Origin of the sequence: Streptomyces sp. NPDC088766, from assembly GCF_044750845.1 — a bacterium.
GTDB lineage: Bacteria > Actinomycetota > Actinomycetes > Streptomycetales > Streptomycetaceae > Streptomyces.
In genome coordinates, this window is record NZ_JBIVKQ010000009.1 from 164,721 (window position 1) to 187,873 (window position 23,153).

Genomic DNA, 23,153 nt, shown 5'->3' on the forward strand with positions numbered 1-23,153 from the left:
GGCCGGCACCGCGGACGGCCTCGCCTCACCCCGCCTCACCCAGCCCCGCCTCGCCTCGCCTCATGTCACCTTCCCGGCCGCTCCTGCCCCAGCGCCGCCGTCCGGGCCGCGTGGAAGGCGGCGTACGGATCGCGGTCGGGGTAGGACCAGGGGGCCGGGGTGACGTGGTCGCCGATGCGGCGGAAGAGGGCGGCGGCCTCGGCGGGCAGGCCCTCGCAGAACTTGGCGTGGGCGAGGAAGTTCAGGTCGACCAGGCGGCGGGGGTGATCGTCGTGCTCCCACTCCAGCCACCAGTCGAAGGCCGCCTTCATCACGTCGGCGGCCCGGTGGTCCCGCCAGTGCAGGGCGGTCGTCGGGTCGGCGGGGGCGTGACCGCGGACGGCCAGGGCACGGTAGCGCTCGGCGTGCGCGACGATCGGGAGGATGGCCAGCGGGGAGTCGGCGGGTGCCTGCTCGGCCGCCCAGACGGCGAACTCGTACACCTCGTGCAGCGGGTCCGGGCCGGCGTCGGCGCGGCGCTCGGCGAGCAGGGCGACCATCCGGTGGTGGGCGTGGTGATGGTCGCGGTGGCGGGCCCGGATCTCCTCGAAGATCCGGACGGCGTCGGCGGTGCCCTCGCGCTCCAGCATCAGCAGGCCGAGCCAGGGGGTGGGGTCGGCGGGTGCCGCCGCGGCGGCGGCCCGGCAGGCCGCACGGGCGGTGGCCGGGGTCTCCCTGCCGCGCAGGGCGCGCCTGACCTGGGCCAGGGCGAGCAGGACCGCGGCGTCGGCGGAGTCGGGCTCGGCGACCAGCCACGCGCGGGCCCAGGCGGCGGCGTACGGTTCGAGGGCGAGGACGGTGATCCGGTGTCCGCGCCGGTCCCAGTCGTCGCCGGTGCGGGCGAGCAGCGAACGGGCCGCCTGCCGACGGCCCTGGGCCAGTGCGGCGCGGGCGGAGACCAGCTCGGTGTCGTCGAGCGCCGCGTGATCGAGCGCGGCGTCGTCGAGCGCCGGGTAGGCGGTCGCGGCCGGACGCTCCTGGCGCCGGGCCGGGGACAACGGGGGTCGGGGCACCGCGGGACTTCCTCATCCTCCTCGGTGACGGGCCGGGCAGGCGGCCGCGCACGTCTCGGGCGGCGGGCCCGTCATCGGCCCGCAATCGACCGATCACCCACAGCAAACCCCCAGCCGGCGCCCATCGTCAAGCGCCGGGGTCACATGACAGGTGTCAACTCCTCCGGGCGGAAAGGCACTTGACCGGTCTCGCCGCTGGTCGCGGCGGGACCCCGGTGCCGGATGTGGCGTACGCCATGGCGCGGCGCGCTCCGGTCCCGCAGCATGGCGGTACGGTCGCTCCGCGCCGCCCCCGGTGCCGCGACCGCGTCGGGCGCCCGTGAGCGGGCACTCGCCGAGGTACACATTCCCGGGCACTCCGGGGCGCCGAGCGCGCCAGGAGGCTACAGTCGGTCACTGCCCACCCCGTGGCCCGACCCGATGATCGAGGTACGCAGCGTGTCGGTTCTGGTTCTGGTTCTCGCCGTGAGCGCCGCCTGCTGCCTGGGTTTCGGATTCGTCCTGCAGCAGAACGTGGCCCGGAAGGCGCCCCTCGGCGACTTCCTCTCGCCCCGGCTGCTGCTCGACCTGATGCGCGTGCCGCGCTGGCTCGGCGGCATCGGGCTGATGGTGGCCGGCATGGCGCTCGGCGCCGTCGCCCTGAGCCAGGGCGAGCTGTCCCTGGTCGAGCCGCTGCTCGCGACGAACCTGCTGTTCGCCCTGGCCCTCTCCCGCCGCCAGACCGGACAGTCGCTGGGCCGGCAGGGCTGGGCGGGCCTGCTGCTGCTCGCGGGCGGGGTGAGCGCGTTCATCGTGGCGGGCGAACCGCGCGGCGGCACGGCGCTCTCCGATCCGCTGCGGCAGTGGCTGATCATCGGCGTGATGGTCGGACTGGCCCTGCTGCTCACCGGCTACGCCAAACGTTCCCGGCTGTCCGCGGCCCCGGTGCTGCTGGCCCTCGCGGCCGGGCTGCTCTACGGCGTCCAGGACGCCCTGACCCGGATCAGCGGGGAACGCTTCTCCGAGGGCGGCCTCGCCGGGCTGCTCACCGGCTGGCAGCCGTACGCCGTACTGGCGCTCGGGGTGACCGGTCTGGTGCTGGTGCAGAGCGCGTTCGAGGCGGCGCCGCTGCGGATGTCGCTGCCCGCGCTGACCGCCGCCCAGCCGCTGGCCGGGATCATCTGCGGGGTGGGCTTCCTCGGGGACCGGCTGCGCACCGACACCGGCGCGCTGGCCTGGGAGGCGGCCGGGCTCGCGGCGGTCGTAGGCGGCATCATGCTGCTCGGGCTGCATCCGGCGATGCCGCAGGGCGGGGCCCCGCGCGAACGGGTGCCCGGCCTCCAGCCGCTCTGACCTCCGGCGGCCCGGACCTCCAGCCGCTCTGACCTCCGGCGGCCCGGACCTCCAGCCGCTCTGACCTCCGACCGCTCGGACCTCCGACCGCTCGGACCTCCGGCGGCTCCGCCGCCCGGGCCGTCCTGCCGTCCTGCCGTCCTGCCGCCCGCCCCTGCTTGGATGGGCGCATGAGCGCTGCTGACGAGATCCTCGACGTCGTCGACGAACACGACCGGGTGGTGGACCGCCTGCCGCGCGGGCAGGTGTACGCCCGGGGCCTGCGCCACCGCTGCGTCTTCGTCCGGGCCCGGGACGCCGAGGGCCGCCTCTTCGTCCACCGCCGCACCCCCACCAAGCTGGTCTTCCCCTCGCTCCACGACATGTTCGTCGGCGGCGTGGTCGGCGCGGGCGAGAGCTACGACGACGCGGCCCTGCGCGAGGCCGAGGAGGAACTCGGCGTGAGCGGCCTGCCGCGTCCGGAGTTCCTCCTCAAGTTCCTCTACGACGGCGGCGCCCGCGGGAGCTGGTGGTCGGCCGTGTACGAGGTGCGCTGCGAGCTGCCGGTGAACCCCCAGGTGGAGGAGGTCGCCTGGCACGCCTTCCTCACCGAGGAGGAGGTCGAGAGCCACCTGCGCGACTGGGAGTGGGTGCCGGACGGCCTCGCGGCGTACGAACGGCTCAGGGCGCTGCGGGCGGCGGACTGAGGCATCGGCGGGCACGCGGACGGGTCCGGGTAGGGTCCGAGACGTGAGCGAGTTCGTGCGGAACGTCCGGCTGTGGTTCGCGCCCGAAGAGGTCCGGCGGGAAGGGGTGACGCCCGACTACCGGTTCTCGCTGGCCAACGAGCGCACCTTCCTGGCCTGGCTGCGGACCGCGCTGGCGCTGGTCGGCGGCGGGTTCGCGGTGGACCAGTTCCTGCCGGACCTGCGCTGGGGCTGGCGGGTGGGGCTGGCGCTCGCGCTGCTGGCGGCGGGCGTGCTGTGCGCCCTGCGGGCGGTGAACCACTGGGTGCTCTGCGAGCGGGCCATGCGGCGGGGCGAGGACCTGCCGGTCTCGCGCTTCCCCGCGCTGCTCGGCGTCGTCGTCGCCGTGGTGGCCGTCGCGATGGTCGTCGCCGTGCTGCTGGGGTGGGAGGGGTGAGCGGCGACCGCGATCCGGGGCTCCAGCCGGAGCGGACCCGGCTCGCCTGGCGGCGTACGACACTGTCGGCCACCGCGGCCGCCGTGCTCGGGGCGAAGGCGGCACTGCAGGACGGCGCGTCGGCGCCCGCGGTCACCGCGTGCGTGGCGTGCTGCCTGCTCTGGCTGGTCCTCCTCGTCCTCGCCCACCACCGCATCCGCGTGCTCGCGTCGACGACGCCACCCCCGGTCCTGCACCCCCGTCGCGCCACCGCGGCGGTCCTGTGCACGGTGGCGCTGGCGGTGTGCGCGGCGGTGTTGGTGGTGTGAGCGGCGGCGCCGTCGGTGCGCACGGCCCCCACTGCGGGCGCCCGCCGCGCGAGGTGCGCGAGCACCGGCACGGCGAGGGGTGCGGACACCCGGGCGTGCTCCACGGCGACCGCCTGCACGGCGGACACGGCGACCGCCTGCGCGGCGGGCACCGGCACGCCGCGCACGAGGGCCGGCGGGACGCCCGCCGGGGCGGCCCCGCGTCCGCCCGGAAGACCTGCTTCGGGCGTTCCGCGACGGCCCCCCGGCTTCTGGCCGGGGGGCCGTCGCCCTATCGTGGCCCCGATCACTTCGGGTGCCCCCTCTGGACGTACATACCGACCGGTCGGCATCATGGGGCGGGTTCCCGTCCACCCGTCCGTAGGAGCGATGTATGACCCCCGACCACCCGCCCGGACTCGACCTCGGCCGGCTGCGCGCCCTGCTCGACCGTGAGCGCCCCGGTCTGGTCGACGGACCCCTCACCGGCCGGCTGATCGAGGGCGGACGGTCGAACCTGACCTACGCGGTCACCGACGGCGGTTCCCGGTGGGTCGTCCGACGGCCCCCGCTCGGCCACGTCCTGGCCACCGCGCACGACATGCGGCGCGAGCACCGGGTGATCGCGGCCCTGCACCCGACCAGCGTGCCGGTGCCGCGTCCGGTGCTGCTGTGCGAGGACGAGGAGGTGCTGGGAGCGCCCTTCTACGTCATGGAGTTCGTCGAGGGCACCCCGTACCGCACGGCCGACCAGCTCCTCCCGCTCGGCCCGGAGCGCACCCGCGGCGCGGTGCTGTCGCTCGTGGACACCCTGGTGGAACTGCACGCGGTGGACCCGGCCGAGGTGGGCCTCGCCGACTTCGGCCGCCCCGAGGGCTTCCTCGACCGGCAGCTGCGCCGCTGGGGCAAGCAGCTGGACGCCTCCCGCAGCCGCGACCTGGCCGGCATCGACGAGCTGCACGCCGCGCTCGGCCGGTCGCTGCCCTCCTCCCCCGCCCCCGCGGTCGTGCACGGCGACTACCGGCTCGACAACGTCCTGATCGGCGAGGACGACACGATCCGGGCGATCCTCGACTGGGAGATGTCGACGCTCGGCGACCCGCTGACCGACCTGGGCCTGCTGGTGATGTACAGCGTGCCGCTGGAGGTCCCGCACTCCCCCGTCTCCACCACCGCCTCGGCCCCCGGGCACCCGGCCCCGGCCGAGCTGATCGAGCGGTACGCCGCGCGCTCGGGGCGTGACGTGTCGGCCGTCTCCTGGTACACGGCGTTCGCCTGGTTCAAGCTCGCCGTGATCCTGGAGGGCATCCACTACCGCTACACGCTGGGCCAGACGGTGGGCCGCGGCTTCGACCGCATCGGCGAGCTGGTCCCCGTCTTCATCCACCACGGACTGACCACTCTCCAGGAAGGCTGACGCCATGGACTTCGCGTTCGACGCGCGCACCGAGGAACTGCGCGCCAGACTGCTCGCCTTCATGGACGAGTACGTGTACCCGGCCGAGGCGGTCGCCGAGGAGCAGCGGGCCCTGCTCGCCTCGCCGTGGGACACCCCGGCCGTGGTGGAGGAGCTGAAGGCCGAGGCCCGCCGCCAGGGGCTGTGGAACCTCTTCCTGCCCGACGCCGAGTACGGCGCCGGCCTCACGAACCTCCAGTACGCGCCGCTGGCCGAGATCACCGGCCGCTCCCCGCAGCTGGCGCCGACCGCGCTGAACTGTGCCGCGCCGGACACCGGGAACATGGAGGTGCTGTCGCAGTTCGGCAGCGAGCGGCAGCGGAAGCAGTGGCTGGAGCCGCTGCTGGCGGGTGAGATCCGCTCGGCGTTCGCGATGACCGAACCGGAGGTGGCCTCCTCCGACGCCACGAACATCACCACGCTCATCGAGCGGGACGGCGACGACTACGTCATCACCGGCCGCAAGTGGTACATCTCCGGGGCGATGAACCCGGACTGCGCGATCTTCATCGTGATGGGCAAGACGGACCCCGACGGTCCCGACATCCGCCGTCAGCAGTCCATGGTGCTGGTGCCCCGTGACACACCGGGAGTGACCGTCGAGCGGGCGATGAGGGTCTTCGGCTACGAGGACCACTACCACGGCGGCCACGCCGAGGTGGTCTTCGACCACGCGCGCGTGCCGGTCACCAACCTGGTCGGCGAGGAGGGCGGCGGTTTCGCCATCGCCCAGGCCCGGCTCGGTCCGGGCCGGATCCACCACTGCATGCGGCTGATCGGCATGGCCGAGCGGGCGATCGAGCTGATGTGCCGCCGGGCCGTCTCGCGCGAGGCGTTCGGCAAGGCGCTGGGGCAGCAGGGTGTGGTGCACAACTGGATCGCCGACGCGCGCGTGACGGTCGAGCAGTTGCGGCTGCTGGTCCTCAAGACGGCCTGGATGATGGACACGGTGGGCAACCGGGGGGCGCACACGGAGATCCAGTCGATCAAGATCGCGACGCCGCGGGCGGTCGTGGACATCATCGACCGGGCGATCCAGTTGCACGGCGCGGGCGGCGTCAGCCAGGACTTCCCGCTGGCCGAGCTGTACGCCGGGGCGCGGACCCTGATGATCGCCGACGGCCCGGACGAGGTGCACCAGCGTTCGCTGGCACGGCGGGAGCTGAAGAAGTACCTGTGAGGCGACGGGTGAGGGGCGGCTGCGGCGAGCAGCCGCCCCTCACCCGTGCGCCCCTCACCCGTGCGCCCCTCACCCGTGCGCGCCGCGGCCCGCCCTCGCCCGCGCCAGGGCCTGTCGTCCGGATCAGGCCCTACGGCCGCAGCGCCCGCAGCAGCAGGTCGGCCAGGTGGTCGGCGACCTCCTGGGGGCTCATGGGGCCGTCCGGCCGGTACCAGGTCGACAGGTGGTGCACGGACCCGAAGTGGTAGTCCACGATCAGGTCTGCCGGGGTCGCCCTCGAGAAGACACCGCTCTCCTGGCCCTCCTCGACGAGGGCGCGGAACCGCTCGTGGTAGCGGCGGCGCTCGGCCCGGACCTGCTTGTTCTTCTCGGGGCTGAGGTGGTGCATCGAGCGGAAGAAGATCGACGCGTCGTCGAGGTTCTCGATCGTCGTGACGACCACGTCGGCCGCGGCGCCCCGCAGCCGCTTCTCGATCGGCTCGTCGGCGTTCGCGAAGGCGTCCAGGCGTTCCTGCTGGACGCGCAGCACGCGCGCGTACACCTCGTGCAGGAGGTCGTCCTTGGAGCCGAAGTAGTGGTAGAGCGCTCCCTTGGTGACGCCCGCCGCCTCGACGATCTCCTGGACCGAGGTGCGGTCGTAGCCCTGCTCCGCGAAGAGCCGGGTGGCGGCGGCGAGGAGCCGCTGCGGGACAGGAGTCTCTGCACCGTCCGTCGTCCTGGGCACTGCCGCCACCTGCCTTCCGTTCGCCTTACCGACTGCTCTGCGTGGGGGAACGCAGTTCCCGCCGGAGGATCTTCCCACTCGCCGTCCTCGGCAGGTCGGGCAGGATCTCCACCTGCCGCGGATACTTGTGGGCGGCCGGTCTCTCCTTGCACTACGCGGCGAGTTCGCCGGGTACCGTGCCGGCGCCGGGACGCAGGCTGATGTACGCCTTCACGGTCTCCCCGCGGTACCCGTCGGGCACCCCGACGACGGCCGCCTCGCGCACCGCAGGATGGGTGTACAGCACGTCCTCGACCTCGCGCGGCCAGACCTTGAAGCCGGACGATCATGTCCTTCTTGCGGTCGACGACGTACAGCCAGCCCTGTTCGTCCATGAAGCCGATGTCGCCGGTGCGCAGCTCGCCGTCGGGGAAGGTCTCGGCGGTGGCGGCGGGGCGGCGCCAGTAGCCGGGGACCACCCGGGGACCGGGTACGACGATCTCGCCCTGTTCGCCGAAGGGCACCTCCTCGCCCCGGTCGTCGACGATCCGGACGACCGTGTCGGGGCCCGGTACGCCGACCGCGAGGGTCCCGGAGGCCGGATCGACGGGCGCCTCCGGGTGGACCGGCGCAGGGCGTGCACCAGGGAGTCGGCCCGGTCGACGGGGCCGCGCTGGGCCTCGTCGAGGAGGTCCAGCCAGGGTCTGGCGGCGTAGCGGGAGGCGGTCACCCGGCGGCCTCCCACTTCTGCTGGATGTGGTTCATGGTGGCCAGCCAGCGGTCGGGGTCACCGGCCCGCGCCTGGTAGTACCCGGCGACCTCGGGGTGCGGCAGGATCAGGAAGCGGTCCTCGGCCATCCCCTCGAAGAGGGCGTCCGCCACGTCCCGCGGCTCGATCGCGGTGGGCTTGAGCACGAGGTCGCCCGCGCTGCCGGTGGCGTCGAGCATGTCGGTGCGCACGCCCTGGGGACAGACGGCGTGGACCTTGATGCCGCGGTGGCGGTAGGTCAGCGACAGCCACTCGGCGAAGGCGTACGCGCCGTGCTTGGTCACGCTGTAGGGCGCGGCGCCGATCATGGTGAGCAGCCCGGCGGCGGAGACCGTGGAGACGAACCGGCCCGAGCCGCGCTCCAGCCAGTCGGGGATCAGGGTGTGCGCCGCGCGGACGTGGGCCATCACGTTGACGTCCCAGGCCAGCGCCCACACCGACTCGTCGGCCGCCTCGGAGCCGCCCGAGCCGACACCGGCGTTGGCGCAGTAGATGTCGACGGTGCCGCCGAGTGCCTCGCGGGCGTCCGTGACGATCGCGGAGGCGTCGCCCGGCACGGCGGTCCCGCCGATCTCCTCGGCGACGGACTTCGCCCGGTCCGCGTCGAGGTCGTTGACGACGACCCGCGCCCCCTCGGCGGCGAAACGCCGGGCGAGCGCGGCCCCGATGCCGCCTCCCGCCCCGGTGACGACGACCCCAGCACCTCGAACGGCTTCCACCATCGATCTCCTTCGACCCGGCTCCGGCCCGACTTCCTGCCCGACTTCCTGCCTGACTTCCGGCCGTCAGACTAACCGGTCGGTATGTTTCGGGAAAGGGTCGGCGCAGCATGGTTGAGGAGCGCGGGGCCGTTGCACCGAACGGCTCCGCCGCGGGGCGCCGGCCGCCCCGCCCCTCGCACCCGACCCTGCCCGCGGGAGCCCGCATGCATCCGTCCAGACGAACCCTGCTCGCGGCGGCGACGACGGCCGCCGCCCTTCCGGCGACGGCGTCCCCCGCCCGGGCGGCCCGCCGCGCGCAGACCGGCTTCGAGCGCCTGCGGGCCGCCGGCTACGACCGTCTCGACGGCCGGCGGGTCGGCATCGTCACCAACCCCACCGGGGTCACCCGCGACGTACGCCACGTCGTCGACGTCATGCACGCGGACGACCGGGTGGACCTGGTCGCCGTCTTCGGCCCCGAGCACGGCTTCCGGGGCACCGCGCAGGCGGGCGGCTCCGAGGGCCGTCACGACGACCCGGCGACCGGCCTGCCCGTCCACGACACCTACCTCAAGAGCGGGCAGCCGCTCGCGGACGTGTTCACCGCCTCCGGCGTCGACACGGTCGTCTTCGACGTCCAGGACGTCGGCGCCCGCTTCTACACCTACATCTGGACGCTGTACGACTGCATGGAGGCGGCGCGGCTGGCCGGAAAACGGTTCGTCGTGCTGGACCGGCCCAACCCGGTGACCGGGCGGGCGGCCCTGGGGCCCGTGCTGCACCCGGAGTTCGCCACCTTCGTGGGACGCGAGCCGATCGCGCAGGCGCACGGCATGACGGTGGCGGAGCTGGCCCGGCTGTTCAACGGGGAGTTCCTGGCGTCCCCGGTGGAGCTGGACACCGTGCCGATGACCGGATGGCGGCGGTCGGACTGGTACGACGACTGCGGGCTGCCGTGGGTGCCGGCCAGCCCGAACATGCCGACGCCGCAGACGGCCCTCGTGTACGCGGGGACGTGCCTGTTCGAGGGGACGAACCTGTCGGAGGGCCGGGGCACGACGCGGCCGTTCGAACTCCTGGGCGCCGAGGGCGTGGACGGGAGCTGGGCGGCGGCCGTGAACGGACTCGGGCTGCCCGGCGCGCACTTCAGGGAGGCGTACTTCGCGCCCGCCTTCTCCAAGTTCCAGGGCAGGACGGTCGGCGGGGTGCAGATCCACGTGCACGACCGGGACGCCTTCGACCCGGTCCGCACCGGCATCGCCCTCCTCGTGACCGCCAAGAAGGTCTGGAGCGGCTTCGCCTGGCGTACCGACGGGTGGATCGACAAGCTCACCGGCTCGGCGTGGGTGCGTACGGCGATCGACGCGGGTGCCGGGGTCGACGAGGTGGTGGCGGGCTGGCAGGAGGAGCTGGCCGCCTTCCGGCGGGTGCGCCGGGAGTACCTGCTGTACCGGTGAGCGGGGCGCACGGCCCGTACCGGTGAGCGGGGCGCACGGCGACGTCGTGCGCCCCGGACCGGCACGGGTGGTCACCGGTGGGAGGTGAACTCCACGACCTGCTGGTAGGTGGGCCGGTTCTGCCAGCTGATGTTGCCGTGCTTGATGCCGCCGAGGGTGCGCTGGACGATCGAGTCGGCGCACCACTGGTTGCCCGCCGCGCACAGCGTGTCGCCGGGGTAGACCTGGGCCGCGGTGCGGCCGGCCGCCTGCTTCAGGGTGGACAGGAGGACGTCGCGGCAGGCGCTGAGGCTGCCGCCGCCGCAGTAGGTGCGGCCCAGCGCGCCCCGCACCGGTTCACCGAGCACCGCCCGGATGTCCTTGTCGACATAGCTCCACCAGCCGTACTGGAAGGCGCTGCCGGCGTGCGCGCCGGTCGGGCCGTGTGCGGCCGAGGGAGTCTCGTCGACGGGCAGGTTGTTCGTCATGGCGGTGTAGAGCGCGGTACCGAGACCGGGTTCGAACTCCGCCTTCACCAGCAGCGGCCACCAGGCGTCGAGGATGCGGACGGCGTCCGCGTCGGCGTACGTCTTCGAACCGGCCGTGGTCTCCGTGCGCCGCCCGCCCGCCGCCAGCCAGGTGCGGAGCCTGGCGACCGCGGCCGAGGCCGCGGTGTCGGTGACGGGGGAGGTGTCGATCACCTTCAGCAGGTCGGGCAGCACGTCCTCGGCGCGCAGATCGGCGAGTGCCGCGTCCGCCATCGCCTTCGTCAGCGACGCCCGCGTGACGCCACCGGCCTGGACCAGCTTCTTCACCCGGTCCTCCAGCAGGTTGCCGCGGTGCACCGAACCGTTGCCCCAGGGCGCGGTCGCGTAGTCCTTGGCCTGCTTGTTGTTCCAGGAGATGTAGTAGTCCTGGTCGACGGAGTTGGGGTGCGCCGACGCGGGGGTGTACGCCGCCGTGTTGGTCGTCGGCTCCCAGTCGCGCCACTCGTACGCCGGCTGTGCCCAGACCGGGAACTCGGCGTCGACACCGCTCGCCCGGACCGGGTTGTCGCCGCTGTTGTAGTAGGCGGTGTGCTCGGAGTCGGCGTAGAACCAGTTGAAGGTGAAGTTGATGTGCTGCACCGCGCTCTGGAAGGACTGCGGTCCGGTGACGTAGGACGGGTCGTTCAGCATCTGGAAGCCGATGATGGAGTCGGCCTCGTGCAGGAACGACGAGCGCAGGGTGGTGTAGGCGACCTTCTTGCCGCCGACGGTCGCGCGGTACTCGACGGGGCCGTACTCGGTGCGCCAGACGCGCATCGTGTACGAACCGGCCGCGGTGCCGTCGGCGGTGGTCGGCTTCCAGGCGTTCTTCTGCTCGGTCTTCTCCATCGCCGTGCAGGTGCCGCGGTACAGGTAGTGGTAGTCGTCCTGGCACAGCTCGACGGCGTAGGTGTCGATGATGTCCTGGCCGGAGGTGGTGGCGCTCCACGCGTAGTCCTGGCCTCGGCCCAGCTCGACGTACATGCTGAGGCCCGCGAAGGAGGCGCCGCGGGCGCTGATGCCCGGGCCCTGGATCTCCTGGAGCAGCAGGAGTTGCGGGGCGAAGTAGCCGGTCTGCGGGCCGAAGACGGCGACCGGGTGGCCGCTCGCGGTGTGATCGCCGCTGACCACGAGGGCGTTGGACATGCCGCGCCGGGCGGAGGTGGTGGCGGCCGCGGCCGCCGTGCCGGAGGCCTCCGCGGCGGCGGCGCCGGCCGCGCTGCCCGTCCGGTCGTGGACCAGCGGTTCCTCGACCACCGAGCCGGGGTCGGGCAGGGCCTCGCCCTGCGGGTCCTCGGGCCGGACGGCGTAGGGGAAGCTCTTGCCGTCGTGCAGGGTCATGACGGCCTCGGGGTCGTTGCGCTCGCGGAAGGACTCCCAGACCGCGGTGCCCTGTTCGACGCCGTACTTCTCCTGGGCGGCGAGCAGCGATATCGCGTTGTCGACCTCGCCGCCGCCCCCGGAGCCGAAGAGGGCACCGATGACCGAGGCGAGCGCCACCAGATCGGTGATCTTGAAGTGGTCGATGGTGCCCGCGTTGGTGATTGAGTCCTTGTGGCCCGTCAGGACGTATTCACCGGGGAAGTAACGGCCGCTGTCGGAGGCGTCGATGTAGGCGTTGATGCCGGCGAGGTAGGCGTTGGCGTCGTCCAGGGCCTGCCGGCCGCGGGCGCCGTTGGTGGCGACCGCGTTGTCGATCTGGGCCTGGAGGTCGGCCTCGGAATAGGGGGCGTGCCGCCAGAACTGCTGTTCCAGGCCCTGGTTGGAGGGATCGCCGCCCGCGAAGGAGGTGAGTTGGCCCCGGCCGACGTGCCGGAAGACGTCCATGAGCCACAGCCGGTCCTCGGCGGCCGCGTAGCCGGCGCCGAACTCGGTGCCGTATCTGGTGGTACCGGTGATGTGCGGTACGCCCGTCTTCTTGTCGCGGACGATCGTCACGTCGCCGCGGCCCGCGGGCTTGACGGTGGAGGCGACTTGATCGGCGGGAACCCCGAAGGACGCGTCGTTGAAGAACGTGTTGATCGTGGAGTTGGTGAGCGTCGAGTAGCCCTTGGCCAGGTTGGCGTAGGGGCCGAGCTGGTCCTCGGCGTGCGCGGGCTGGGTGCCGAAGGCCTGGTTGAGCAGGATCTGGGCCAGCGTGGCGTTGCCGTTCTGGCCGGGCGGCAGGATGTCGGAACACTGGTTTCCGCAGTGGTCGTTGGCCGCCGTGACCTCGGCCGCTGCCGCCGCCTGGGAGAGAGGCGACAAAAGTCCGGCGATCAGGGCGCATACGGATGCGGTCTTCAGGAACCCGGGGATTCTGCCGGGAGTTCTCAGTCTGTCGAGTGCGGTTCGGGAGGTTCGCCGTGGCATCGGCAACTCCTAGCGACGGGGGTGGCGGAGAAGTTACCGCCGGTATCCCCGAGTTTGAAGATGAACATGCGTCACTTTTCGGAGTCGCCTCATACGGCTTGTGGAGGGCATCGGAAGAAGGATGGACGGGAAGGGAGCCGAATCGCGTGTCGATACGTCTATTCGGCGACGTCCGTACGACGACGCCGAAGTGACCGAAGTGCAGGTGCGAATGTGACGGAGGTGCAAGGCGATGGCCGGTTTCCGGAGTCTGGCAAGACAGGTGCGCGACCCGCGGTGCGATCTGGCACTGCGGCGCTACTCGCTCCGCAAGTGCCTTGAGCGGTTCGCCCCCTACGGGCACAGGGCGACCTGGGACCATCTGTGCTCGCGTGCCGGGTTCGGTCCCGAGGACCGCTCCCCCGATCCGGCGCGGCTCGTGGCCGCACTGGACGAGCTGGAGGAGGCGCGTGCGGTGTGGCTGGCCTACGAGGTCGAGTTCGCCGACCGCCGCAGGAAGGAGAAGCACGACGGGCTGCGCCGGCCGGGCAGTGTGGACGACTGGCACCGGATGACCTGGGGCGGCTTCGGGGTGGCCTGGTGCGACGACCCGCGGGTCCACCCCCGTGAACCGCTGGCCGAGGTGCTGCGCCGGCTGATCGCCGCGCTGGAGCGCGAGCCGGGCTCCGACTGCCCGGTGTGCGGCGGCGAGCGGCTCGTGTGGAGGTACGACCTGGACCACGAACCGTCGTCCGGTCCGGTCTGCGCGGACTGCGGGATACTCGTCCCGCGCCCCGTGCTCACCCCCGAGGCCCTGGCGTACGCCAGGCGCGGACAGCGGCTGCTCATGTCGGCCTGATCCCGCCGTCAGGGCGCGAGACACCAAGTGGACGGCGGGGTGCGCCGGGGATGCCGCACCCCCTGTTCTTCCGCAACCCCGGCAACAGGGCCTGCGTCAGGGGTGGGTGACACCGTCGAGGCATGGTGCAGGTCCGTCCGGACGGAACGCGGGGTGCCGCCGACGGCGTGGTGCCGCTGTCCCCCGAGGCGCCGGCCGGGTCCGCCGCGGCAGCCGTCGCGGCCGGGGCCACGGAGGGCCAAGGGGCGGCGGGCCGTCAGGCGCAGCAGTCCTCGCCCGGGGGCGGGGCGGCCCGGGGGCCGCCGGGAGCGGGGGCCTTGCGTTCGGGGAGGAGGCGGGAGCCCGCGTTGCGGTCGCCGAAGGCGTCGTCGGGGTTGGACAGGACGCAGGAGTCGAGCGAGAGGCAGCCGCAGCCGATGCAGTCGGTGAGGTGGTCGCGCAGGCGGTTGAGCTGCCTGATGCGTTCGTCGAGTTCGGCTCGCCAGGCCTGCGAGAGGCGGGCCCAGTCCTCGCGGGTGGGGGTGCGTTCCTCGGGGAGTTCGGCGAGTGCGTCCCGGATCGTGGCGAGCGGGATGCCGACGCGCTGCGCGGCGCGGACGAAGGCGACCCGGCGGAGCGTGTCACGGGTGTAGCGACGCTGGTTGCCCGGGGTGCGCCGGCTGCTGATCAGGCCCTTGGACTCGTAGAAGTGCAGGGCGGAGACGGCGGCACCGCTGCGGGCGGCGACCTGGCCGACCGTGAGTTCGTGGATCGTCTCTGGAATCTTCGGCACCCGCCGGAGCCTACCCATCCCGCCGGACGCCCGGTCCGTTGACATGGCCCCCCGCGGCCACCATGCTAAGCAGTCGCTTAGACATTCCGTGAGTGCGAGAGAGGCCGCAGAGATGGCAGAGCCGAGGATCTTCACGTCCCCCGACGAGCTGAGGGCGGCGGTGGGCGAGCAGCTGGGGTACACCGACTGGCTGGAGGTCGACCAGAAGCGGATCGACCTGTTCGCGGAGGCCACCGGCGACCACCAGTGGATCCATGTCGACCCCGAGCGCGCGGCCTCGGGCCCGTTCGGGACCACCATCGCGCACGGCTATCTGACCCTGTCCCTGCTGCCGCTGTTCGGTCCCCAGCTGATCGCGGTCGAGGGCGTGAAGATGGGTGTCAACTACGGAACGAACAAGGTCCGGTTCCCCGCGCCCGTCCCGGTCGGTTCCCGGCTGCGCGCCACCGCGACCATCTCCGCCGTGGACGACGTCACCGGCGGCGTCCAGGTCACCGTCGCCTTCACGGTGGAGCGCGAGGGCGGCGACAAGCCGGTGTGCGTGGCCGAGTCGGTGTCGCGCTACTACCTCTGATCCGGCATCGCGTGCGCGGCGGGCCGCCCGCCCCGGACCGCCGGGCCGCCCCGCGGCACTCTCGCCCCCGCGGCTACTTCGCCGCCCCCACCATCCGCAGCACGAGGTCGGCGTACAGCGCGCCGACCTCGTCGGGGGTGCGCGGGCCGTCCACGTTGAACCAGCGGGCCACGTCGATGCACAGGGACAGCACCGCGAGGGTCGTCCCGTGCACGTCGATGACGTCGAACTCGCCGCTCGCCACGCCTTCCTCGATGATCCCGCGCACCTCTCCGTCGACCTGCCGGCGCAGCGCGAGGATCTCGGCGCGGGCGTCGGGGCCGAGGGCGTCCAGTTCGTACTGGACGACCCGTGCGGTGGTGCGCCGGCCCGCGTGCCAGCGGACGAAGGAGCTGACGGCCTCCGCGAGCCGGTCCGTCGCGCTGCCCCCGCCGCGCGCGGCCGTGCGCAGGATGTCCAGCGCGCGGTCGTGGCCGATCCGGCTGATGCGGTGGAGCAGCTCTTCCTTGGTCTTGTAGTGGATGTAGAGCGCGGCCGGGCTCATTCCGGCGCGGCCCGCGATGTCGCGGGTCGTCGTCGCGTGGTAGCCGCGCTCGGCGAAGGCCTCCACGGCGGCGACGAGCAGTCGCCGGGCCGCGTCAGGGGTGACCTCTTCCCACGGCTCGATCTCGCCGCCGGCCGTCTCCTCCGCCGTACTCATCGCTCGTTCGCCCCTCTCGGTACCGGAGCTCCACCATACCGCCGAAGGTGAGCGCCCGCTTAGCGTGACCGTCGGTGGCCGCCGGCGGTCGCCGGTGCGGGGGGGGCGGTGCGGGGGGGGGCGGGCTCAGATCTTCTCGAAGGGGTCGTGCTCGGCGAGCAGCTTCTCCAGACGGGCCTGGTCGACCCGGCTGACGATCTGCCCGGCCTCCTGGCGGTCCCGGATCACCTTGGCGAGCGTGAAGGCGGAGGTGACCAGGTAGAGAACGGCGATGCCGAGGAAACCGCGGACCCAGGCGTCGGCGTCCAGCCGGAGGATGCCGACGGCGGTGGCCGCCATGGCGACCGCGAACGACGCGACGGCCTGGCCGTAGAAGGCGGCCGTGCTCTGCTGCTTGACGGGTGTGTCACTCATGGGACGAGCATCGGCGGACGCGGCCCGCACCACATCGGCCGGAATACTCAGACGAGGTACTCAGACGAGGTGCTCAGAACGCCGAAACCCCCGTCAGCGCCCGCCCGATGACCAGTTTCTGGATCTGGCTCGTGCCCTCGTAGAGGGTCATGACGCGGGCGTCGCGCAGCAGTTTGCCCGCCGGGTACTCGTCGATGTAGCCGTAGCCGCCGTGGACCTGGAGGGCGTTGTTGGCGGCGCGGACGGCCGCCTCCGAGGCGAAGAGTTTGGCCTTGGAGGACTCGACGGCGAAGGGCAGCCCGCGGTCGACGAGGTCCGCGACCCGCCAGGTCAGCAGGCGGGCGGCGTCCACGTCGACCGCGATGTCGCTGATCAGTTCCTGGACGAGCTGGTGGTGGGCGATGGTCCTCCCGAACTGCTCGCGCTCCCCCGCGTAGCGCACGGCGGCGTCCAGCGCGGCCTGCGCTATGCCGACGCAGCCCGCCGCGACCGACATCCGGCCCTTGGCCAGGGCCGACATCGCGACGGAGAAGCCCTTGCCCTCCGCGCCGAGCAGCGCCGACGCGGGCACCCGTACGTCCTGAAGGACCAGTTCGGCGGTGGCCTGGCCGCGCAGGCCGAGTTTGCCGTGGAGGGTGCGGCGGGTCAGCCCCGGCGTGTCCGTGGGGACCAGGAAGGCGGAGACACCCTTGTGGCCGGGGGCGTCCGTGGAGCGGGCGAAGAGCAGCACGACGTCGGCCCAGGTGCCGTTGGTGATGAACGTCTTGGTGCCGCTGATGACGTAGTCCCCGCCGTCGCGGACCGCGCGGGTGGTGAGGTTCCCGGCGTCGGAGCCGGTGCCGGGCTCGGTGAGACCGAAGCAGCCGACGTACGCGCCGGAGGTCAGTCCCGGCAGCCAGCGCCGCTTCTGCTCCTCGTCCCCCCAGGCCGCGACGGTCTTGGCGACCAGGCCGAGGGAGACCGAGACGATACCGCGCACGGAGGAGTCGCCGCGGCCCAGCTCCTCCGTGACCAGGCAGTACGCGAGGTGGTCGCCGCCGGAACCGCCGTACTCCTCGTCGATCGTCAGGCCCAGGAAGCCGACCTCGCCGAGCTTCTCGACGAGGGACCGGTCGACTTCCTCGGCGCGGTCCCAGGCCACGGCGTGCGGGGTGATCTCGCGGTCCACGAAGTCCCGGGCGAGCCGCCGTACGGCCTCCTGCTCCTCGCTGAGCCCCAGATGCATGACGCGTCACCCCACAGAGAACCGACGGACGGTGGAACGGGCGATCCGAGGACCCGTCCCCGGGCCCGGCCCGCCCGACCATTAAATTAGCACTGCTAGTTTCTTGGTCGCAGCCCTACTATGTGCGCCATGGCCCGACCGCGCAAGCCCTTGCTGAGCACCGACCGCATCGTCGAGACGGCCCGCGCGCTCGTGGACGCGGAGGGCCTCGCGGCGCTCTCGACCCGCCGGCTCGCCGCCGAACTCGGGGTGAGCGGGCCCTCGCTCTACAACCACTTCCGGACGAAGGACGAGATCCTCGAGGCGGTCGCCGACTCGGTCAGCGCCCAGGTCGACCTGTCGATGTTCGAGGACGGCCGGCAGTGGCGGACCGCGCTGCGCGACTGGGCGGTCTCCTACCGGACCGCCCTGCGCGACCATCCGAACATCGTGCCGGTCCTCGCCCGCGGCCCCGGCCGCCGGCCGGCCGGACTGCGGCTCGCGGACGCGGTCTACGGCGCGATGGTCGAGGCGGGCTGGCCGCCCGCGCAGGCCACCTCGATCGGCGCGCTGATGCGGTACTTCATCATGGGTTCCGCGCTCGGCTCCTTCGCCGGCGGCTTCGTGGACGACGCCAGCGCCTACGACCCGGCCGACTACCCGCACCTCGGACAGGCCCATCTGCTGGCCGAGCAGCAGGAGAAGGTCGACGAGCGGGCCTTCGAGACGGGCCTCGCGGCCCTGCTGGACGGGCTGGCGCAGCAGTACGAGCAGCTGCGGCGCACGGCGTGATCCCGGGCGCCGGCACTTCGGCGCCCGCCGAACCGTCCGTGTCCCATGCTGGGAGCCATGACCACCAGGGATCCCCGCGCGCCGCTGCTGGCCGGGCTGGCCGGCCTGATCGCCGACGAGACGCGCGCCGCGTGTCTGCTGGCGCTGCTCGACGGCCGGGCGTGGACCGCGGGCGAGCTGGCCCGGCACGCGGGCGTCGCCGCCTCGACCGTGAGCGAGCACCTCGGCAAGCTCGTCGCCGGCGGGATGCTCACCGAGGAACGGCAGGGCCGCCACCGGTACGTGCGGCTCGCCGACGCGCGCGTCGCCCAGCTCGTGGAGGACCTGGCCGCCCAGGTCGCCCCCGCCGACGCCGCAGGGCCCCGGACCCTGCGCGAGTCGAGCGCCGGGGCGGCCATGGCACGCGGCCGGACCTGCTACGACCATCTCGCCGGGCGGCTCGGCATCGCCGTCACCGACGCCCTGACCGCGCGCGGGCTCCTCGTCCAGGACACCGGCTTCGCGCTGACGGACGCCGGGCTCGGGTGGTTCGCGGACACCGGCATCGCCCTGGACCGCGGGAGCCGCCGTCCGCTGGCCCGCGCCTGCCTCGACTGGACCGAACGCCGGCCGCACCTCGCCGGGGTCGCGGGCGCGGCCCTGTGCCGGCACGCCCTCGACACGGGCTGGTGCGAGCGCGTCGGCTCCGGGCGGGCCGTGCGCGTGACCGCCACCGGCCGGCGGGCGCTGGGCGAGCTGCTCGGCATCGACGGGGCGGCACTGCGGTGACCGGGACACCGGCGAGCCGCGGCCGGCGTCCGGTTCCCGCGAGCCCGTCCACCCTCCGACTCCCCCTTTTCAGGAGCATGATGAACACCGCCGACCGCCCGGAACGCCGTACCCGACTGCTCGCCGCCGGTGCGGCCTCGGTCACCGTCGTACTGTGGGCCTCCGCCTTCGTGTCGATCCGCAGCGCCGGCGCCGCGTACTCCCCCGGCGCGCTGGCCCTCGGCCGCCTGCTGGCCGGCACCCTGACCCTGGGCGCGATCTGTCTCCTACGGCGGGAGGGGCTGCCGCCGCGGTCCGCCCGGCGCGGGATCGCGGTGTCGGGGGTGCTGTGGTTCGGCTTCTACATGGTGGCGCTGAACTGGGGCGAGCAGGAGGTCGACGCGGGGACGGCGGCCCTGGTCGTGAACATCGGTCCGCTGCTCATCGCCCTGCTCGGCGCGCGGTTCCTCGGCGACCGGCTGCCGCCGCGGCTGCTGGCCGGGATGGCGGTGTCGTTCGCGGGCGCGGTGACGGTCGGACTGTCGATGTCGGGCGGGGGCGGTTCCTCGCTGTTCGGGGTGGTGCTGTGCCTGCTGGCCGCCGTCGCGTACGCGGGCGGGGTCGTGGCGCAGAAGCCGGCGCTGGGGCGGGCCGGCGCCCTGCAGGTGACGACGTTCGGGTGCCTGGTGGGTGCGGTGACCTGCCTGCCCTTCGCCGGGCAGCTGGTCGGCGACGCCGCCGACGCGCCGCTGTCGGCCACGCTCAACATGGTCTACCTGGGCGTGTTCCCGACGGCACTCGCCTTCACCACCTGGGCGTACGCGCTGGCCCGGACCACGGCCGGACGGATGGGCGCGACGACGTACGCCGTGCCCTCGCTGGTGGTGCTGATGTCGTGGCTGACCCTGGGCGAGGTACCGGGGGTCCTCACCCTGGCGGGCGGGGCGCTGTGCCTGGCGGGGGTGGCGGTGTCCCGGTCGGGGGGACCGGCCGGACGGCCCGCGGCACCGCAGCCCCAGGCCCAGTCCCAGGCCCAGCCGCAGCCGCAGGCGCAGGCGCGGCCCGACGAGGCCGAGGCGCCGAACTGACGGCGCCGGGGCCGGGGAGGTCGGCCCCGAGTCGCCCCGGGAGGCCGACCCCGGGAAGCCGACCCCGGGGCCCGGCAGGCCGGCACCGGGGGACGACGCCCGCGTCCGGCAAGGCCGAGGTGGCGGGGCCGGGTCCGCGGGCCCGGCGAGGCCGGCATGCGCACCGCCGCCTCCGAGGGCCACCGCCCGCCGCACGAGCCGCCGAGCGCGACCCGGCCGCGGTGGCGGCGCGCCGGGGCCGGGGCACGACCTGGTGACGGGGCGGGAATCTCCGGGACTCCGGAAAGCCGGGACTCAAGAACTCAAGAACTCAAGAACTCAGGAATTCCGGGACTCCGGGACTCCGGGACTCCGGGACACGGCCTCCGCGGGGGCGCCGGCGCGAAATCGCAGTCCGTGGCCGCGGCTTCGGCACAGGGCCGCGGCCCGCGGCAGGGGCGCCCGCACGCAACCGCGGCCCGAGGCAGGGGCGCCGTACGCAACCGCGGCCCGAGGCGGCTCGGCCGTCGCGGTGCCGGTGCCGTCGGTGTGCCGTCCGGATCTCGGGGTTCCGGGGTCCCGTGCCAGGTGTCAGAAGACGATCAGGGCCCGGCCGCCCTTGCCCGCGAGCATGTTCTCGAAGGCCGCCGGGATGCCCTCCAGGGCGATGCGTTCGGTGATGAGGGAGCCGAGGTCCAGGCGGCCGGCGCGGACGTGCCCGGCCAGGACCGGGAGGTCGCGGGCCGGGTCGGAGTTGCCGTAGACGCAGCCGGTGAGGGTGCGGCCCCAGTGGAAGAGTTCCAGGGCGTTGAAGGTGACCTGCTGGTCCTTGCCGCCGATGCCGACGACCGCGGTGCGGCCGCCGCGGCGGGTGGACTCCCAGGCCGTGCGGATGGTGACCGCGCGGCCGACGCATTCCACGGCGACGTCGACGCCCTGCTTCCCGGTGAGGGCGCGGATCTCCCGGGCGGTGTTGTCGGAGGCCACGACGTACTCGGTGGCGCCCGCCGCGCGGGCCAGTTCCTCCTTCTCCGGGGAGACGTCGACGGCGACGATCGTCGAGGCGCCCGCGATCCGGGCCGCCTGGAGGGCCGCGAGGCCGACCCCGCCGACGCCGAACACGGCCACCGTCTCGCCGGGGCGGACCTGGGCGCAGTGGTGGACGGCGCCGTAGCCGGTGAGGACCGCGCAGCCGAGGAGGGCCGCGTCGGTGAGCGGGATGCCGTCGGGCAGGGGCAGGGTGCAGGAGACGGGGACGACGGTCTCCTCGGCGAACGCGGCGACGTTCAGGCCGGGGTGGAGGTCGGTGCCGCCGGCGGTCGTGGCGTACACGTCGGCGGAGCCGCTGAGCGCGTCGGCGCACAGCCAGACCTCGCCGAGCGAGCAGGCGTGACAGCTTCCGCAGGACGGGGCCCAGTTGAGGACCACGCGGTCGCCGGGGGCGAGGCCGGTGACGCCCTCGCCGACGGAGACGACCGTGCCCGCGCCCTCGTGGCCGAGGACGGCCGGGACCGGCACCCGCATGGTGCCGTCGGACAGGGACAGGTCGGAGTGGCAGACGCCGGCGGCGGCGAGCCGGACGCGGACCCGGCCCGGTCCGGGCTCGGGCAGCTCGATCTCGGTGATCTCCAGCGGGGCGCCCACGGCGGGAAGGACGGCGGCACGAACCACGGGGAACTCCTCAGAACTGGAGGGACTTGGTCTGGAGGTACTCGGTGAGACCGTGCGCGCCGAGTTCCCGGCCGACGCCCGACTGCTTGTAGCCGCCGAAGGGGGCGAGCGGGTTGAAGCGGCCGCCGTTGATGTCGACCTGCCCGGTGTCCATCCGGCGGGCGAAGGCGACCGCCTCCGCCTCCTCGCCGGCCCAGACGGCGCCGGCCAGGCCGTAGACCGTGCCGTTGGCGATGCGCAGGGCGTCCTCCTCGTCCTCGTAGCGCAGGACCGACAGGACGGGGCCGAAGATCTCCTCCTGGGCGATCGTCATCTCGGGGGTGACGTCGGCGAACACGGTGGGGCTGACGAACCAGCCCCGCTCGTGGGGGCTTTCGGTGCCTCCCGTGACCAGGCGCGCGCCCTCGGCGACGCCCTTGTCGATGTAACCGCGCACCCGCGCCTGCTGCTTGGCGTTGACGAGGGGGCCGATGCGGTCGCCGTACTTCGCGGCGGCGGTGGCGGCCAGCTCGACGGCCTCGTCGTACCGGTCGCGGTGGACCAGCATCCGGGTCCAGGCGCTGCACGTCTGACCGGAGTTGGACATCACGTTGGCGACGCCGACGTTGACGGCGCGGGCGAGGTCGGCGCCCGGGAGGATGACGTTGGCGGACTTGCCGCCGAGTTCGAGGGCCACCTTCTTGATCGCGGCACCGGCCGTCGCGGCGATCCGCTTGCCCACGGCGGTGGAACCGGTGAAGGAGACGAGGTCGACGCCGGGGTGTCCGGCGAGGGCCTGCCCGGCGACCGGGCCGAGGCCCGTGACGAGGTTGAGGACCCCGGCCGGGACGCCGGCCTCGTGGACCGCCTCGGCGAAGAGCTGCGCGACGAGCGGGGTGTCCTCGGCGGGCTTCAGGACGACCGTGCAGCCGGCGGCGAGGGCCGGGGCGGCCTTGGCGACGATCTGGTGGAGCGGGTAGTTCCAGGGTGTGATGGCACCGACCACGCCGACCGGCTCCTGGTACACGGTCGAGTTGCCGACCTTCTCCTCGAAGGAGTGGGTGGCGGCCAGTTCGGCGTAGGAGCCGGCGACCGCGATCGGGACGGCCGCGTGCACCGCCTGGGAGAAGGGCAGCGGGGAGCCGAGTTCGGCGGTGACCGTCTCGGCGATCTCGTCCTTGCGGGCCGCCAGCACGTCCCGGAGGGCGCTCAGGCGCGCGGCCCGCTCGGCGGGCGCCGTCGCCGCCCAGCCGGGAAGGGCGGCACGGGCGGCCCGTACGGCCGCGTCGACGTCCTCGGGACCGGCGGCCGGGACCCGGCCGATGACCTGCTCGTCCGCCGGGTTGACGACCTCGATCACGTCCTGCCCGGCGGCGGGGCGCCAGGCGCCGTCGAGGTAGATGCCGTCGTGTGCCTTCATCGCGTTCCCTCCGGGCGGTCGTCGTCGTCCGCGCCCTAAACTAGCGCCGATAGTTTTC

The 23,153-nt window shown here is 73.5% G+C and carries 22 protein-coding genes and 1 pseudogene; 12 read left to right on the forward strand and 11 right to left on the reverse strand.

Annotation, left to right across the window (positions count from 1 at the left end):
* Positions 1–65 precede the first annotated feature (65 nt).
* A complete protein-coding gene (locus ACIP5W_RS15245) occupies positions 66–1,052 on the reverse strand; it encodes a hypothetical protein (protein WP_401472344.1) in 987 nt (328 codons plus the stop codon).
* 438 nt (positions 1,053–1,490) lie between these two features.
* Between ACIP5W_RS15245 and ACIP5W_RS15250 the strand changes: the two genes are divergently transcribed.
* From ACIP5W_RS15250 to ACIP5W_RS15275, 6 genes are all read left to right on the forward strand, one after another.
* Entirely contained in the window at positions 1,491–2,384 is an 894-nt protein-coding gene (locus ACIP5W_RS15250; protein WP_401472347.1) for a DMT family transporter, read from the forward strand.
* A 170-nt stretch (positions 2,385–2,554) separates the two neighbouring features.
* Positions 2,555–3,070, forward strand: coding sequence for an NUDIX hydrolase (locus ACIP5W_RS15255; RefSeq protein ID WP_401472350.1), 516 nt, complete (start codon positions 2,555–2,557; stop codon positions 3,068–3,070).
* 43 nt (positions 3,071–3,113) lie between these two features.
* Complete coding sequence (locus ACIP5W_RS15260) at positions 3,114–3,506, forward strand: DUF202 domain-containing protein (protein WP_363089271.1); 393 nt, start codon at positions 3,114–3,116, stop codon at positions 3,504–3,506.
* On the forward strand, positions 3,503–3,814 hold the full coding sequence (locus tag ACIP5W_RS15265) for a DUF202 domain-containing protein (protein ID WP_401472354.1): 312 nt from the start codon (positions 3,503–3,505) through the stop codon (positions 3,812–3,814). The genes ACIP5W_RS15260 and ACIP5W_RS15265 overlap by 4 nt, the downstream gene beginning before the upstream one ends.
* A gap of 373 nt (positions 3,815–4,187) precedes the next feature.
* Positions 4,188–5,210 (forward strand): phosphotransferase family protein, encoded by a 1,023-nt coding sequence (locus tag ACIP5W_RS15270; protein WP_401472357.1) that lies wholly within the window; start codon positions 4,188–4,190, stop codon positions 5,208–5,210.
* 4 nt (positions 5,211–5,214) lie between these two features.
* Positions 5,215–6,429 (forward strand): acyl-CoA dehydrogenase family protein, encoded by a 1,215-nt coding sequence (locus ACIP5W_RS15275; protein ID WP_401472360.1) that lies wholly within the window; start codon positions 5,215–5,217, stop codon positions 6,427–6,429.
* A 130-nt stretch (positions 6,430–6,559) separates the two neighbouring features.
* Here the strand turns inward: ACIP5W_RS15275 and ACIP5W_RS15280 are convergent, their stop codons facing one another.
* The 3 genes and pseudogenes from ACIP5W_RS15280 to ACIP5W_RS15290 all read right to left on the reverse strand — a co-directional run bounded on the left by ACIP5W_RS15280 (position 6,560) and on the right by ACIP5W_RS15290 (position 8,623).
* Positions 6,560–7,153 (reverse strand): TetR/AcrR family transcriptional regulator, encoded by a 594-nt coding sequence (locus tag ACIP5W_RS15280; protein WP_401472363.1) that lies wholly within the window; start codon positions 7,151–7,153, stop codon positions 6,560–6,562.
* 25 nt (positions 7,154–7,178) lie between these two features.
* A pseudogene (locus ACIP5W_RS15285) lies at positions 7,179–7,761 on the reverse strand (AMP-binding protein); the annotation flags it as partial.
* 97 nt (positions 7,762–7,858) lie between these two features.
* Positions 7,859–8,623, reverse strand: coding sequence for an SDR family oxidoreductase (locus ACIP5W_RS15290; RefSeq protein WP_401472366.1), 765 nt, complete (start codon positions 8,621–8,623; stop codon positions 7,859–7,861).
* Positions 8,624–8,826: 203 nt separating this feature from the next.
* Between ACIP5W_RS15290 and ACIP5W_RS15295 the strand changes: the two genes are divergently transcribed.
* The gene (locus tag ACIP5W_RS15295) at positions 8,827–10,059 is read left to right on the forward strand and encodes an exo-beta-N-acetylmuramidase NamZ domain-containing protein (RefSeq protein WP_401472369.1); all 1,233 of its coding nucleotides are present in this window, start codon (positions 8,827–8,829) and stop codon (positions 10,057–10,059) included.
* Between the two features lie 71 nt (positions 10,060–10,130).
* Here ACIP5W_RS15295 and ACIP5W_RS15300 read toward each other — a convergent pair whose 3' ends face one another.
* Entirely contained in the window at positions 10,131–12,917 is a 2,787-nt protein-coding gene (locus tag ACIP5W_RS15300) for a penicillin acylase family protein (RefSeq protein WP_401472372.1), read from the reverse strand.
* Between the two features lie 232 nt (positions 12,918–13,149).
* Here ACIP5W_RS15300 and ACIP5W_RS15305 point away from each other — a divergent pair, with 232 nt between their 5' ends.
* The gene (locus ACIP5W_RS15305; RefSeq protein ID WP_401472375.1) at positions 13,150–13,755 is read left to right on the forward strand and encodes a hypothetical protein; all 606 of its coding nucleotides are present in this window, start codon (positions 13,150–13,152) and stop codon (positions 13,753–13,755) included.
* A gap of 256 nt (positions 13,756–14,011) precedes the next feature.
* Here ACIP5W_RS15305 and soxR read toward each other — a convergent pair whose 3' ends face one another.
* Positions 14,012–14,527 carry a redox-sensitive transcriptional activator SoxR gene (gene soxR, locus ACIP5W_RS15310; RefSeq protein ID WP_401472377.1) on the reverse strand — a complete coding sequence of 172 codons (516 nt, stop codon included), beginning with the start codon at positions 14,525–14,527 and terminating at the stop codon, positions 14,012–14,014.
* A 112-nt stretch (positions 14,528–14,639) separates the two neighbouring features.
* On the opposite strand from soxR, the gene ACIP5W_RS15315 reads away from it, so the two are divergent.
* A complete protein-coding gene (locus ACIP5W_RS15315) occupies positions 14,640–15,101 on the forward strand; it encodes a MaoC family dehydratase (protein ID WP_363089285.1) in 462 nt (153 codons plus the stop codon).
* A 73-nt stretch (positions 15,102–15,174) separates the two neighbouring features.
* Here the strand turns inward: ACIP5W_RS15315 and ACIP5W_RS15320 are convergent, their stop codons facing one another.
* The 3 genes from ACIP5W_RS15320 to ACIP5W_RS15330 form a co-directional block, all read right to left on the reverse strand.
* Entirely contained in the window at positions 15,175–15,801 is a 627-nt protein-coding gene (locus ACIP5W_RS15320; RefSeq protein ID WP_401472381.1) for a TetR/AcrR family transcriptional regulator, read from the reverse strand.
* A 126-nt stretch (positions 15,802–15,927) separates the two neighbouring features.
* Positions 15,928–16,215 (reverse strand): YiaA/YiaB family inner membrane protein, encoded by a 288-nt coding sequence (locus ACIP5W_RS15325; protein ID WP_363089287.1) that lies wholly within the window; start codon positions 16,213–16,215, stop codon positions 15,928–15,930.
* A gap of 73 nt (positions 16,216–16,288) precedes the next feature.
* Positions 16,289–17,440 (reverse strand): acyl-CoA dehydrogenase family protein, encoded by a 1,152-nt coding sequence (locus ACIP5W_RS15330; RefSeq protein WP_401472384.1) that lies wholly within the window; start codon positions 17,438–17,440, stop codon positions 16,289–16,291.
* Between the two features lie 129 nt (positions 17,441–17,569).
* Here ACIP5W_RS15330 and ACIP5W_RS15335 point away from each other — a divergent pair, with 129 nt between their 5' ends.
* The 3 genes from ACIP5W_RS15335 (at position 17,570) to ACIP5W_RS15345 (ending at position 20,046) form a co-directional block, all read left to right on the forward strand.
* Complete coding sequence (locus ACIP5W_RS15335) at positions 17,570–18,211, forward strand: TetR/AcrR family transcriptional regulator (protein WP_401472387.1); 642 nt, start codon at positions 17,570–17,572, stop codon at positions 18,209–18,211.
* A gap of 57 nt (positions 18,212–18,268) precedes the next feature.
* Entirely contained in the window at positions 18,269–18,979 is a 711-nt protein-coding gene (locus ACIP5W_RS15340; RefSeq protein ID WP_401472390.1) for an ArsR/SmtB family transcription factor, read from the forward strand.
* Positions 18,980–19,056: 77 nt separating this feature from the next.
* Positions 19,057–20,046, forward strand: coding sequence for a DMT family transporter (locus ACIP5W_RS15345; protein WP_401472393.1), 990 nt, complete (start codon positions 19,057–19,059; stop codon positions 20,044–20,046).
* A gap of 570 nt (positions 20,047–20,616) precedes the next feature.
* On the opposite strand, the gene ACIP5W_RS15350 is transcribed toward ACIP5W_RS15345, so the two are convergent.
* Positions 20,617–21,696 (reverse strand): Zn-dependent alcohol dehydrogenase, encoded by a 1,080-nt coding sequence (locus tag ACIP5W_RS15350; protein ID WP_401472396.1) that lies wholly within the window; start codon positions 21,694–21,696, stop codon positions 20,617–20,619.
* Positions 21,697–21,706: 10 nt separating this feature from the next.
* Positions 21,707–23,095, reverse strand: coding sequence for an aldehyde dehydrogenase family protein (locus tag ACIP5W_RS15355; RefSeq protein WP_401472399.1), 1,389 nt, complete (start codon positions 23,093–23,095; stop codon positions 21,707–21,709).
* Between the last annotated feature and the right edge of the window lie 58 nt (positions 23,096–23,153).